This is a genomic window from Mycoplasmatota bacterium, assembly GCA_018394295.1.
GTDB lineage: Bacteria > Bacillota_I > Bacilli_A > Haloplasmatales > Haloplasmataceae > JAENYC01.
The window spans coordinates 2,294,896-2,309,961 of the sequence record CP074573.1; the positions used below are offsets into that span (position 1 = coordinate 2,294,896).

Annotated in this window: 9 protein-coding genes; 3 read left to right on the forward strand and 6 right to left on the reverse strand. The window is 28.2% G+C overall.

Features of this window, described 5'->3' with window-relative positions:
* The first annotated feature begins 129 nt into the window (after positions 1–129).
* Positions 130–612, forward strand: coding sequence for a PH domain-containing protein (locus tag KHQ81_10625; GenBank protein QVK17306.1), 483 nt, complete (start codon positions 130–132; stop codon positions 610–612).
* Between the two features lie 352 nt (positions 613–964).
* On the opposite strand, the gene KHQ81_10630 is transcribed toward KHQ81_10625, so the two are convergent.
* Positions 965–2,392: a DDE-type integrase/transposase/recombinase gene (locus KHQ81_10630; GenBank protein QVK17307.1), complete on the reverse strand. Its 1,428-nt coding sequence runs from the start codon at positions 2,390–2,392 to the stop codon at positions 965–967.
* Between the two features lie 210 nt (positions 2,393–2,602).
* Between KHQ81_10630 and KHQ81_10635 the strand changes: the two genes are divergently transcribed.
* Positions 2,603–5,194: a family 10 glycosylhydrolase gene (locus KHQ81_10635; GenBank protein ID QVK17308.1), complete on the forward strand. Its 2,592-nt coding sequence runs from the start codon at positions 2,603–2,605 to the stop codon at positions 5,192–5,194.
* Between the two features lie 162 nt (positions 5,195–5,356).
* Here KHQ81_10635 and KHQ81_10640 read toward each other — a convergent pair whose 3' ends face one another.
* The 5 genes from KHQ81_10640 to KHQ81_10660 form a co-directional block, all read right to left on the reverse strand.
* Positions 5,357–6,283, reverse strand: a complete 927-nt coding sequence (locus KHQ81_10640; protein QVK17309.1) for an ABC transporter permease subunit — start codon at positions 6,281–6,283, stop codon at positions 5,357–5,359.
* Complete coding sequence (locus KHQ81_10645) at positions 6,280–7,221, reverse strand: ABC transporter ATP-binding protein (GenBank protein ID QVK17310.1); 942 nt, start codon at positions 7,219–7,221, stop codon at positions 6,280–6,282. Before KHQ81_10645 ends, KHQ81_10640 begins: the two co-directional genes overlap by 4 nt.
* Positions 7,221–10,421, reverse strand: coding sequence for a hypothetical protein (locus tag KHQ81_10650; GenBank protein ID QVK17311.1), 3,201 nt, complete (start codon positions 10,419–10,421; stop codon positions 7,221–7,223). Before KHQ81_10650 ends, KHQ81_10645 begins: the two co-directional genes overlap by 1 nt.
* A complete protein-coding gene (ligA, locus tag KHQ81_10655) occupies positions 10,418–12,424 on the reverse strand; it encodes an NAD-dependent DNA ligase LigA (GenBank protein QVK17312.1) in 2,007 nt (668 codons plus the stop codon). The genes KHQ81_10650 and ligA overlap by 4 nt, the downstream gene beginning before the upstream one ends.
* A gap of 105 nt (positions 12,425–12,529) precedes the next feature.
* Positions 12,530–12,982, reverse strand: a complete 453-nt coding sequence (locus KHQ81_10660) for a hypothetical protein (GenBank protein QVK17313.1) — start codon at positions 12,980–12,982, stop codon at positions 12,530–12,532.
* A gap of 231 nt (positions 12,983–13,213) precedes the next feature.
* Between KHQ81_10660 and KHQ81_10665 the strand changes: the two genes are divergently transcribed.
* Positions 13,214–14,998 (forward strand): M3 family oligoendopeptidase, encoded by a 1,785-nt coding sequence (locus tag KHQ81_10665; GenBank protein ID QVK17314.1) that lies wholly within the window; start codon positions 13,214–13,216, stop codon positions 14,996–14,998.
* Positions 14,999–15,066: the final 68 nt, after the last annotated feature.

The following is a 15,066-nucleotide window of genomic DNA, read 5'->3' on the forward strand; positions in this document are numbered from 1 at the left end:
CCTATAAACATCTAGTATATTATATGTATCCTAGTCAAAATGCACATGGGCTAACAAGCATTTTTTAAAAATTGAGTAAAATGTAATGGTATGATATAATTGATGTGATTTAAACATAGGAGATTATTAATGAAAAAAGTAACATTATTGAATGATGAAAAAATCATCTATAAAATTAAATTTTCAATTCGTATATTTTTTATCGATATTCTATTTATTATGGCTATTATGTCAATCACAGCTAAAATAGGTCAAAGTAATAAAGGATCCATCTTTATATTTATCTTACTATTTGTTTTTATATTATTATTAATCAAAACACTTTTAGACTTTTACCGTATTTTTTTTCATCGAGTCTATATCTCAAACTTCCGTGTAATTTATGTAAAAGGATACTTTCTTAAACGAATAAAATTTTATCCATTAAATAAAATCACAGGTGTTTATTTCAGATCTAATTTTTTTGACCGGGCAAAGAACATGACTTCATTTAAGATTACATTAAATGACAATCAAGAATTTGTTTTGAAAAATATACACGATGGAACTAAAATCGCTGATTTATTAAGTTTAGACTTAATTAAACAACATCAGGAAAATCAAAGAAAGTAATGATTATGGCATATAATAGAAAATCTATTACATGCCATTTTAATTTATTTTATTTCTTAATTAATTATTAGTTGCTTATGGAAATAAGTTCCATAAATTCATTATATTGCTAAAAAATATTTTCGTTTTATATATAAAAACATTTCATTTTATGTTAAAATACGAGTATAAAAAATTAGGTAGTGTCAAATAAATTATGAAAACACATAAAAACTCTATAATCAAAAATAAAAAGAACTGAATTTGTAGTGTGTTGGACTACAATACTCAGTTTAATCGTACTATGCATTTTATGTAAATAAAAAAAAGCATATTCAAATACGCTTAAATAGAGATACTCCTTAGTTAAGAATTAGTTTATATAAGAGTAACTCATATCTATTAGAGAAAGCCATTTGCTTGGCGTATGAGGTAAATCATCAAATTCTTCTAACTTAACAGGCGGATTATAACCTAACGATTTATGTGGTCTTAGAAAGTTAAAAAACGTTGTAAACAAGACCATATAAGCATTAGCGCTCTTGATATTACCAAATCCGTTCATTTGGATATAATCGTCTTTGAAAGTTCTATTTAAACGCTCAGTTACTTGTTTAAATGGACGGTAATCCTTGTCTGTTTTCGTGTTATTAGTGAGTCCTATAACTTGAAATAAATCGAAATTTATGTTCATGCTTTTAAAGTATGACCATGCAACGTTGTAAATAGGATTACCATCCACAACTACTTTCAAATTCTTAGGTAGTTCAGTGTATTTTTTGAATGTTTGATATAGTGAAACGACTGCTGAAAAAGTATCACGTTTACTAAAAACTTGATAAGAAGTAATAATCTTTTTAATTTTATCTGAGAAGAAGAAGATATAATGCTTCTTCCCCTTAACCCTAACATATGTTTCATCCCCACAAAGGTCAGATGATAAATCATATGGGTAATTTTCAAGTAAGGGACGAATCATTGTAGAAACACTATTTGCATAATTCATCACGGTTTGATGGGAAATCTTAACTTGGTGAATATCATACATGATAGCTGCAGTTTTCCTACTCGACAAACCGTAGTTAACGTAATACGTTAAGATTAAGCCTAGAGTATGCTTAGAATGTCTGATATTGGCTAAATCAACCTTCATATTTAAATTAGACATAGAGTCACGTTCTAGGGAATCAAAGTTAATATCGAAAGCACGATAGATATAATGAAGTTTAAATTTACCTGGTTTCTTTTTGAATTGTTTTAATTGATCTGGTGTTAATTTCTTTAATTTATCTAAATAAAAGGAACATTTCTTATGTCTACATTTATAAATAATATAACTATTACGGTCTTTAATTCTTTCAAGGTTCTTTGAACAATGAGGACATTTTAAAATAATCTTTTCAAGAAAATCATTATTCAAGGTAAATGTATGACTACATACCTTACAAAGTAACTGTTTTGATTTAATATTATTTTCATAGATGTAATCATGAGGAGCACCACAAATAGGGCAATTTCCTTTGAAATCAAGTTTTGATGGCCTTCGTCTAGTAACTGGTTTGAGATGCTTATTGTACTTTAAAAAATACACATTAAGCAATTCTTGATAATCTAGCTTTTCAACCTTCTGAATAATAGGTTCACCATCAACAGTGAACTTCCTAAAAGGTTCATAATAAGTGCCAGATGACTTAGAACTAGGTGTAGAAATAATGTGTGAATCTAGAAAAAGAATAAATTTATAAAGTAGTTTGTTTAAATACTTTAAAAATACTGAAAGAACTGATATAATTTTAACCATGATAGATACTCCTTATAGTTTTTTTGTGGTGATTAAATTATATCAGGTGTATCTATCTTTTTGTATTTATATGATAAAAAAATATAACGAGCAACCTCCAAAATACAGGGGGGGATACTTATTATAGAATAAAAACAAAATATATATAAGGTTTTGTATTGGTTTTAAGAAAAACTTTTACACTACCAAAAATTATAAGGGTGGGGAAATATGAAAAAGCAAATCTGTTTTTTTACATTAATGTTTTTAACATTTTTAACTGTCAATCACATAACAATCGCAAGTACAAATGAAGATATCTTGTATAAATATGGTACACAAGAACCTGTAACCTATTACAATACGACTAACCCTGTTTATCTTCCTAAAGGTACTTCTTATTCAAAACAAGAGTTTCGTGGCGTATGGGTTACAACCATCTGGAATCTAGATGTTCCTAAACACACAAGTGAAGAGCAATATAAAACGATGTTTACAAAGATTCTAAATACATTAGACGCTTATAACATGAATGTATTAGTCTATCAAGTAAGACCTAAGAATGATGCAATGTATGAATCAGAACTTAACCCATGGTCACGATATATGACTGGAATAGAGGGTGTAAGTCCTGGGTGGGATCCATTACCTTGGATGATTCAAGAAGCCCATAAACGGGGGATTGAATTTCATGCCTGGTTTAACCCCTATCGAGTATTCGTGGAGGGATTAAGCCCTGATAATTTCGCAGCAAAACATCCTGAATATGTTCTTAGACACAGTACTGGAAATGAGATTTTCAATCCAGGAATCCCTGATGTACAACAATTTATTATTGACACGGTAATGGAAGTCGCTAATAAATATGATATTGATGGCGTTCATTTTGATGATTATTTTTATCCATATGGAGGACTAAATCCCAGATATGATGCTAATGAATATCAACAGCACAATAATCTTAATTTATCTCTAGAAGATTGGCGACGTGAAAATGTCAATACAGTCATCAGAGGCGTTAAAAATGGGTTAACCCAAATCAATAACGAACAGAATAAAGCAATTAAATTTGGTATAAGTCCATTTGGGATATGGGCAAATAAATCTAGTCATCCACTTGGTTCAAATACTAAGGGTGGTGTTGAAAGTTACTCAGAACTATTTGCTGATTCATATAAATGGGTAAAGGAAGAATGGATTGATTATATCGTTCCCCAATCTTACTTTGAATTTACAACTTCAAGTGCACCTTATGCAGATGTCATAGATTGGTGGGCAGATCTTGTAGATGGAACTGACGTTAATTTATATACTGGTCAGTCTATTTACCGATATAAAGAGAACGGTTGGAACACAGGTCCTTGGGCTGACCCTAAAGAATTAAGTAACCACCTTTTATATGATTCTAAACATGAGGAAATCACTGGAAGTGTTTACTTTAGATACCAATATTTGAAATATACATCTCCATTTAATTTAACCTATGGTCAAAGTATGTTAAGAAATTATTTCTTTAAATATGAAGTATTACCACCTGCTTATAAAAACGTGGATACTACATTACCAGATGCTCCAGAACAATTAATGATTCAAAAGGTAAATAATGGAAATAAACTAACATGGAAACATGATGATCAAGTTAAAGCTTACTATATCTATCGTTATACAGAAGATGAGCAACCAACCTTAGAATCAATCAAAAATGTCGTTGATATTGTCTGGCCAACAGAAGATGATACTATTTCATTTACTGATGAAACTGCCTTAGATGGTGTGTTTTATCAATATTTTGTGACTGCATTTGATAAAGCAAACAATGAAAGTCAAGCAACAGGAATAACGACTAATGATTTTGTAACCTATGAAGATTTAATTCTTGAGATTGAACAAAACATAGAAAATGCAAATGATTCACAAGAAGCATTTGATAACTTATTAAATGATATATCAGATAAGATATTACAGATTGAACAATTAAACACACTTGGAAGTAGTATAGATTCAAATCTAACAGATTTAAGAAAGGATATGGCATCTACTACTGAAGAAATTGAGAATCTACTTACAAATGAGCTACAAGCAATAAATCAGTTAATGACTGAATTAGAAACAGATATTCAAAATAATCAGTTAAATAAAGAAGAATTAGAACAAAAATTACAGACGATTGAAGAAAAAGAAGATGAATTTCTAACTAAAATCAATGATATTAAAATAAAATATGATACATTGGCAAATTTATTTTCCCTTATTTCAAATGATTTTATCACCTATAATAAGGACTATCAACAAGCTCCAACCCTTAATGAATTGGAAACCGATTCATTAAATGATAAATTAGATGATATTAAACACTGGTTGGATATAATTAATGAAAAGAAAGATGTTATTGATGAATCTGATCAAACATTAATTAATGAAATCACCTCATTAAATAATCGTTTTATAACTAATAAAGAACAATTAAATACCCTTAATGAATTAACTAACGAAGCAGAAGTTATTATAAATTCCTTACCAGATGTTACAAATCAATTAGAAAGCAAAATTAATAATACTAATCCGTTATATAGTAATTTTGAACAATTATATAACTCTGTAAACACTAAGAAAACTGAGGTTGACTCTAAAATCAAGCAACTAACAATAAAAATTAATGAATTAAAGGAAAATGATGAACAAGAACCCAATGATATTGAAGAACAAGAACCTAATGAAATTGATGAAAAGGAAGATTACAATATTATAATCATCGGTGTCGCTGCATCATTTATCTTTATATATGGTATCTTCAAATTAATAACAAAAGTGCAACATAAATAATGTTGCACTTTTTGATTACGATATATGATAATTGACTAGTTTTAAAAATTATTTTTAATTAACACAGCACCATATTGTTTATATTTAGGGTGTAAAGCAATATTTTCTTCATATTTTTCAATGCAAAGGTCTTATTTCATCATCAATAGTAGTTTTTAATAGTTACCCAATATCTGTGTTTTTCAATATTCGGTAACATAACCACATAAATAAACTTGATAACAATATCCAGAAAATAAAAACAAAGATTGGATTTATATAATTTAATGCTTGAAAATGATCTGGTAAGAACCCTAAATCTCTATCCATATCATATCCATTAAAACCAGTACTAAAGATACCAACAAATTGTGCGATCTTTATTTGGGTAAACGGTGAAAAGCTAACTGTTGAAAATAAATTTATAATTGAATAATATATAATTCCAAAATGATAATTTAAGTCATATAAATAAACAAAATATTTTTCATAAACCCTAGATTGAATTAACAACGGTTTAAAAATCGGTAATATTAATTGGAAAATCATAATAAATATAACCAAAGTAATCACTGATCTTGTCCGATGTTTAAAAAGAGCTGTAACAAACATCGAAAGAGAGGTCAACACAAAATTAATAAATAGAATATAAATAATTAAACTTGGAATGAGCGATATAAACATTAATAAAATCATTGAGTCTATCTTAAATACAATAATATAAAGTGTTAGACTTAAAAAGATACTGAGTAATCCAATGATAGTTGATATCGCAAATGAAGCCAACCATTTTTCTAAATAAATTCTCTTTCTATTGATTGGTTTAGAAACTAATAAAACTAGTGTATCATCATCTATCTCTTTTTGAATCAATGCACTCCCTCTACTAGCTGTTGTAATAAGGAAAGGAAGTCCTAATGACCACATAAAAGTTACAATAAAGAAATTAGATAAATAATGATCTCTCATAATAATATAACTAGAAACATTTTTCATATCTATATTAAACAGAGCTGTAAAACCTAAAAATATTGGAATAAAGATAATAAAATATATTATTAAAAATTTTAACGTTAACATTCTTTTGAAAGTATGCTTAAAAATAATCATAACTTATCATCTTCTTTCCCTTTTATAAATACATTTTGATAGATATTATCTAATGTTATTTTTTCTTCATTCAATGCATGAATCATTAATCCTAGGTCATAAATAATTTTTCCTATTTCTTTTTTAAACAAATCTACTTCTTTCGTATATACCTTTAATTTTTTTTCATCAATTTTTGTTTCATCTATATAATTTAATTTATCTAAGGTCCTTTTTAATGAATGATTATTATCTGTTTCAATTTCAATAACCCCTTGATTAAATCGTCTTTTAATTTCATCAATTTTCCCAGTTAACACGATGTTTCCTTTATCAATCAGTGACACTTCATCGACTACGAGTTCTAGTTCTGTTAATATATGAGAACTAATAAATACAGTCATGTTTTCTTCTTTTACTAATCTTTTTAAAATATTGATAATAAACATTCTTGTTTCAGGGTCTAAATTAGCGGTTGGTTCATCTAAAATTAGTATTTCAGGTTTATGCATTAACGATTGTGCAATCGTTAATTTCTTTTTCATTCCTGATGAAAAAGCAGTTGGTTTTTTATACATAAACGGAATTAATTCAAATAATTTCAGTACATCATGTGCTCTTTTAATCGCATTCTCTAAGGTTAATCCTGATAATTGTCCCATATAAATTAGATACTCAATCGCATTTAAATCTTTATAAAAGGTTGCTTTTTCAGGTACATAACCTATCATTTGTCTTGATTGCATGGTTCCTATTTCATGATTTCCAATCAGACCAGTTCCACTTGTAGGAATCATTGCTCCTATTAACATTTTTATTGTCGTCGTTTTTCCCGCTCCATTTGGCCCAACAATCCCATGAATAGACCCCTTAGAAATCTTTAAATTTATTTGATCAACAGCGGTAAACTTACCAAAATGTTTCGCTAAACCTTTCGTTGTAATCTCATATTTTACCATTATTTATCACTTCCTTCAAAATCCTTAGGTAAAGGATATCTTTTTTTTCTACGTGGAAGGATAAACGCTGATGCAAATAGAGTAATCGTAATTACTATCACAACAATCATATAAACATAATTTTTTGTCACAACCACCTGAACTGTATCCATCGTTTCAATACCGTTCGGCAAAATTTGACTAATACTAATCGTATGTTTTCCTTCTAATAATTCTAAATTATAATGATCCTTATCTGTAAATCCTACTAGTTCATGATCAACATAAATATAAACATTACCTTCTTTTTTATTATTAAAAGAAAGTTTGATATTTTTATTAATTGTTTGATTTTCCTTTAGGTTCTTGAATTTAATAGAATCCATTAATTTTGTGTTTATCACTTGACCAAAAACATCACGTAATAATATCTTTTTACCCAGAATATCTAGTCGATTAATTTCTGTATTTATATAATAAAAACTCATTTGTTTATCCGAATAATTATAGATAAAACTTTTTGTACGAGTATAATATCTATCTACACTATAATAATTATTAACCTGATAAAAATATATATCATCACCATCTTTAGAAACAGCGATACTGCCTAAAGCATATTGGTCCTCATAGTTTTTTTCTTTTGCTGTTTGTATTTGTATTTCATCTAGTAGTGCACCATTAGAAAGGTCATAGATTGAAATATTTGATTGAGAAGAATACCTATCTGTATGAAGTGCAATAAAGAATTTATCTTGATCCTTAAAAGTCACAGCTGGTCTATCAGTGTTGTAATTTGATGGACGATAAGAAGGAGAAGTAAAAAGGACGTGTGGTGTTTCTTGTGCTATATCATATAATAGAACACTTTGTTCATACTTTTCCCAATTATATGTAACATGATACAATTCTTTAAGTTGATCGCCATTGATATCTTCATCACTTAAATAAAAATAATCTTCTCTTGTACAAGGAATACTTGTAACCACATCTCCCGTTTTTGATGAAATAATATAATAGGTACCATACGTTTCTGTTCTGTCATAGATTCTAAACGCTAAATCATTTATACCATCTTCATCGATATCACCTAAATTATTATCTAAATTAAACCTTGTTTGTTGAAAACTCTCTATTATTTCAGTATTAAACTCAAAATCATTTGTTTGAATCAATTGAACAACTGATCTCTCATCTTCTGATATAACTTGAATAAAATCTTCATTAAAATCACCATCGATATCACTCACTTTAATTGCACCATTAAAGTAATTGATTACATAATGACTATTTGATTGATAAACGATATCGCTATTAGGTGAAAAATAATCATATAGTTCATTATCACTAAAATTAATGATATAAAGTTCTCCTAAAGAATTTGTAATATAATACTCATTGAATCCATCTTGATTGACATCATTATAAATCCCATAAGTAGTTAAAATACTTAAATAATAACCAAGTTCATGTAAATAAGCATCAAATGTGGGATAATCAGAAAAATCAGCAATATCGTTTTCTTCAATAGCGATACTAATTTTACTAACCTTCTGACCTGTTTTACCATCAATTAACATCACCCATGGTAATTGATTATTATCTCCCCTAGTATTTACAACGACCACATCTTTAATATTATCTTGATTAAAATCTGAAGAAAAATCAATTTGTGAATATTCTGAATAATCCTCATCTTCTAACTGATAATGCCATAAAGATTCATCTGTTTCTAATGAAATCATATCAAAATTAAAATAACCTCTACCAGAATATCCCCCTTGTAAAAGTAATATACGATCACCATCTAATATAAAATCTTCTGCTTTAATCATAGATATCTTATTTAAAATTTCACCATTATGTTGAAACAATAAATTTTGTGTAGAAAATACCGCAACCTCGTTATTATTAAGGACTAAAAAAGAAAAAAAGTATACATCAAGATCACCTTGATTTTTAACTTTTAATTCATCATTTAAATAAGCATTTTGATTGATTGAAAAGATTTTATATACCAAACTATTTTCACTATCTACTCTATTGATACTGTCAAAAACATAAATAACTGGTTCTCCATGATAAGTTCCTCGCAAGTAATGAAAACCATATTTACCTGAAGCATATTTGCCTCCTCCATCTAAATCAAGTTTTTCATTTAATACTTCTAAAGACTGACCATCTATAAATTGAATTGAAATTTCTTCATTATTATAAGAATATTCCCTTTTATACTTATAGGGATGTGTCATCTCATAATAGATTAAATCTTTTTTGCCGTCTCCTGTTATATCATTAATTAATTCAACCGAATAACCTTTAAATCTAGAATCACCATAAGAAGGTCTATTATATCCCCTTTCAAGATTGATAATACTAATCTCTCGTTCACCTAACACCTGTCCATTTTTGGAATCAATTTTATATACTTTTCCATTTTCACTTGCAGCATATAGAATACTCGTTTCTTCATCATACTGCATATTCCAAATACTTGTAGGATAAGTGTTATTACGATTATCCTTAAGTGATTCTGATACACTTTTTTGATAAATAACATTTCCATTTATTCCAGATAAAGCGATAATATCTTTTGTTTGAAGAGAAACAACAACATCTTCTACATTATCATGATTGATATCACCAATTTTCTCTATATCCCATAAATTATCTTCAGCCTCAATTTGCCAAATTTCTTTTTGATTTTTTAAATCAAGTCTAAAGGCATTATACCCAGCGATTCCATAAAATTGATCACCATCAATAACATAGTCTTCTACTACCACATACTCATCATAGTATCCAGTTGGTTTCATGGCATTACTATTTGAACTGTAAGCACGCATTTTAGAAGCATAACTATAAATGCGTTCACCTTCTAATGTATCATATAATAAAATATTATCTTTATTTTTCGCATTTGTGATGATTAATAATTCATCATAACCATTTCCATTTAAATCATCAATTGCCTCAATAAAAATGGAATCCTGATTCAATTGATATTCAAACTTAATCTCTTGATTTTCTAATAAATACAGATTCGTATCAGTTGATACTGCTAAATAGGTTTTATCATTTAAGGTTATTTCTTCACGAATATTAGAAAAATAAATTCCTTTCAAATACATGCTACCATCAGCTAATGCTTCTATCCCAGTTGAAAGATAGATTGTACCCATAATAAAGACAAATGTACTAAAAATTAATAGTCTTTTCATAAATCCTCCTTCATATATTGTTTAATTGTTTTCACAAAAGTTGTTTCATCCCAAAGTGTAATATTTAATGCTTCTGCTTTTGTTAACTTAGAGCCAGCATCACTTCCAAAAACAACAACATCTGTTTTTTTACTTACACTCCCTGAGACTTTTGCGCCTAATTTTTCAAGTATTTCTTTTGCTTCACCTCGTTTCATCGTACCTAATATACCAGTTAAAACAAAGGTCTTATTCTTAAATTCAATCGCTTCAATCACCTTATCATCACCTAAATATTCCATATTTAGTCCTAAAAGTTTTAAGGTATTAATTAAAGCATTTTTTTCTTCATCTTGAAAATAATTTTCTAAACTACTCGCAATCACTTCTCCAATCTCAGGAATTTGCATATAATCTTCTTTTGATTGTTTCATCATATTATCAAGTGTTTTATAATTTTTCGCTAAGATTTTCGCAACTTTATTTCCTACATAACGAATTCCTAAACCAAATAATAATTTCTCCAAACTATTATCTTTTGATTTATTTATCGCTGTTAATAAATTATCAGTGGACTTTTCTCTAAATCCTTCTAAAGCAATAATATCTTCCTTTTTTAATCGATAAATATCTGGAATCGTCTTAATTAAACCTAAATTTACAAACAACTCAACAATTTTCTCTCCTAATCCTTCAATATTCATCGCATCACGACTAGAAAAATGAATGAGTGATTCTATATTTCTCGCAACACAATCTCTATTTAAACAATAATAATCTGCCTCTTGTTCTTTTCTTACTAAGGTTGAATGACACACAGGACATTCTTTTATCATTTCAAAAATTTCCTCATCCCCTTTTCTAGTTGATGCAACTGGTCCAACTATTTCAGGAATAATATAACCTGCTTTTCTTACAATTACTTGATCACCAATTCTTATATCTCGAGATTTAACAAAATCTTCATTATGTAAAGTAGCTCGTCTTACGACCGAACCTGATACTCTAACAGGCTCTAATATCGCATTTGGGGTAATGCTCCCTGTTCTTCCTACCGTAAAAATAATGTCTTTTAAAACAGTGGTCACTTCTTCTGCTGGAAATTTATATGCAATTGCCCACTTGGGTGATTTAGCAGTATATCCAATTTGTTCTTGTTTTTCTAAATCATTTACTTTTATGACAAGTCCATCAATTTCATAAGGTAAATCATTAAGGTGATTAGACCAATAAATAATAAAATCTAATACCTCATGAATATTGTGACATAATTTTCTTTCTTTGTTTGTTTTAAAACCTAAAGTATCTAAATAATCTAATGATTCACTATGTGTCTTGAAACCCATAGCAGATGCATTCGGTACACTATAAAGAAAAACACTTAAATTCCTTTTTGATGCAATTTTTGAATCGAGGTTTCTAACACTCCCTGCTGCTGCATTTCGAGGATTCGCAAATAGTGGTAGATTCTCTTTTGTCCGTTCCTCATTTAACTTTTCAAGTGATTTTTTAGGCATATAAATTTCACCGCGAACTTCAATATCAACATTCTCATTTAATTTTAATGGAACGGATTTAATCGTTTTAACATTATGGGAAATATTTTCTCCTGTTACCCCATCACCTCTCGTTGCTGCATAGGAAAATAAACCATTCTGATAATGAATAGATACTGCCAGACCATCAATTTTTAATTCGCACATATACTCTGGATTAGGTATTATTTCTTCTACTCTTCGACTAAAATCTAAAATTTCAGTTTCATTAAAAGCATTACCTAAAGATAACATAGGTACTTCATGGGTTACTTTTTCAAATTGAGATAATACTTCTCCTCCAACTCTTTGTGATGGAGAATCTTCTGATTGATACATAGGATAATCTTGTTCTAAACTAATTAATTCCTGCATCAATCGATCATATTCGCGGTCACTAACAGTAGGTTTATCTAAAACATAGTATTCATAATTATATTTATTAAGTAAAGTTCTAATCTCTAATATTCTTCTCTTAATTTGTTCCATAAATTCAACTCCTAAATTATTCATTATCATTATATCTTATTTTTTTCATTGTTTCTATCTCTTATTATTAAAAATTTAAAAACCTTGAATATATTCAAGGCTCTTTTAGGAGAGAGAATTTATAAAATAGCTCTTTGTTGATTCTTCACTTAAATAGCGATCTAAGAATAAAACAAACTCTTCGTAATTATAACTTGCTAAAGCGTATTGAACGGCTTTTTTTGCTTTTAGTTGATACTTAAGCTTTTTAAAATCATTTTTACACCAGACATATAAAATACCATAGATAATTGAGATAATTGAAACTAAACCATATTTATTAAGAATAGATTGGAAGTTAATTCTCTTCATGAATAGAATTATGATAGTAAAAGAAAAAATTGTCAATCGTGTTTGTTTTAAATATTTATAGATGGTAAAAATATTAGGTTCATGTAGTTCTTTGTAAGTATTTGAATCTTTAAAATTATGATTCTTTTCTCTTAAATAAACTACATCATGAATATAAATCAAAAGATTTATATCGATTATTAATGATTTCATTTTTTCATTTTTCATCCTATTTCCCCCCAAATAAATATTCTCTTTTTGTAGAATAAATTAACGTCGTGACAGTTATTAATTATATTTGTTCTCTATTGTCACTGTCTGTCGAAGTTTATGAATATAAAGATATTTTATAACTTTTAAAACAAATAGCATATGATAATTGATGAATACTATTATTAGAATCTTTATCTTAATTAGAGGATATGCTATAATTGAATTATTAAATAATGGAGGTAAATTATGGAATCAATTAAATATGATTTAAATGCCTTATACCCTAGTTTTTCAAGTAGTGAATTCCAAAATGACTTAAAGAAATTAGAAGAAGATTTAAAATCTTATAGCCAATACGTAGAAGAAAACTGTATGAGTTATGATGATTTTGATAAAAAATTAGAAAAATTAATCAAAATGGATGAAGCATTCACTAAGCTTGTAGGAAGAATCTATCCTTTTATTTCATTAACAAGAAGTGCAGATACAACAAATGAAGAAGCTAATAAATATTTAGCAAAAGTACAAATGATACTTGCTGAAGCTACTTTACCATTCACAAAATCTTCTAAGTTCATTGGAAAATATGAGTATTTAGAGGAATTAATGGATAAGGAACCATTTATTAACTATCAATTTTACTTATCACAAATTAAAAAAGAAACAAAGCATTTATTAAGTGATGAACAAGAAGCAATCATCAGTAAAATGCGTCAAACAGGTTCTACTGCTTGGAGTCATCTTCAATCGTTACTTACTTCTAAACTTGAAGTAAGTGTAAAGTTAAAAGATGAAACAAAAATAATGACGATATCAGAAGTCGGTAATTTAATGCATAGTCCTGACGCTGATACAAGAAAAGCTGCTTATTTAGGTATACAAGATGCCTATCAAAAAATAGACGATAGTATCGCAATGAGTTTAAGTAGTATTAAAGGTGAAGTAAATTTCGTTTCTAAATTAAGAGGATACGAAACTGCATTAGACCAATCACTTGACGTATCACGTACAAAAAAAGAAACTTTAGATGCGATGATAAGTGCTATGTATGAGTATTTACCATATTTCCATCAATATTTGAAAAGAAAAGCAAAACTTTTAGGACATGATGGTGGAATCCCTATCTATGATTTATACGCACCGCTTGGCGAAGTTCATAAATCTTATACAATAGAAGAAGCAAAAGATTTTATTATTAAAAACTTCAAAACTTTTGATGATAAATTAGCGAATCTAGCAAAAAAAGCTTTTGAAAATAACTGGATTGATGTTTACCCAAGAAAAGGTAAAGTGGGCGGAGCTTTCTGTTCAAATGTTAGATCAATTAAAGAGAGTCGTGTTTTATCTAACTTTAACGGCAATTTAACTGATGTTATTACTTTAGCACATGAATTAGGACATGCTTATCATGGAGAATGTATTTTTGAAAATAATATCTTAAATACTTCATATCCAATGCCAGTAGCAGAAACAGCATCAACTTTCTGTGAAACAATTGTGATGAACGCAATCATTAATGCAAGTAATGATGAAGAAAAATTACCACTCATTGAAAGTGAACTTCAAGACCATACCGCAATTATTTGTGATATTTTATCTCGCTTTATTTTTGAAAAAGAAGTATTTGAAACTAGATTAGATCATCCACTAAATTCAAAAGAACTTCAAAATATCATGAGAAACGCTGTAAAAGAATCTTATGGAGATGGATTAAATCATGACTATGTTAATCCATTTGCTTGGTTAAATAAACCACATTACTATAGTGCTGGCTTATCATTCTATAATTGGCCATATGCTTTTGGACTTCTATTTGCGAAAGGTTTATATGCACAATACTTAAAAGACAATAAGACCTTTATTGATAACTATGATAATTTATTAAAAGCAACTGGAAAGATGAATGTTGAAGATGTTGCTAAACAAGTAAATATTGATGTAACAGACATTAATTTCTGGCGAAGTTCATTAGAAATTATTAAGAAGAATATTGAATTATTCTTAGAATTAACTGAAGAAAAAATAAAGTAATCTTTATTTAAAGTTTAGAAAAAAAGTATCACCAAATTAAACTGTACCCTATGTCAAGGACATATTGA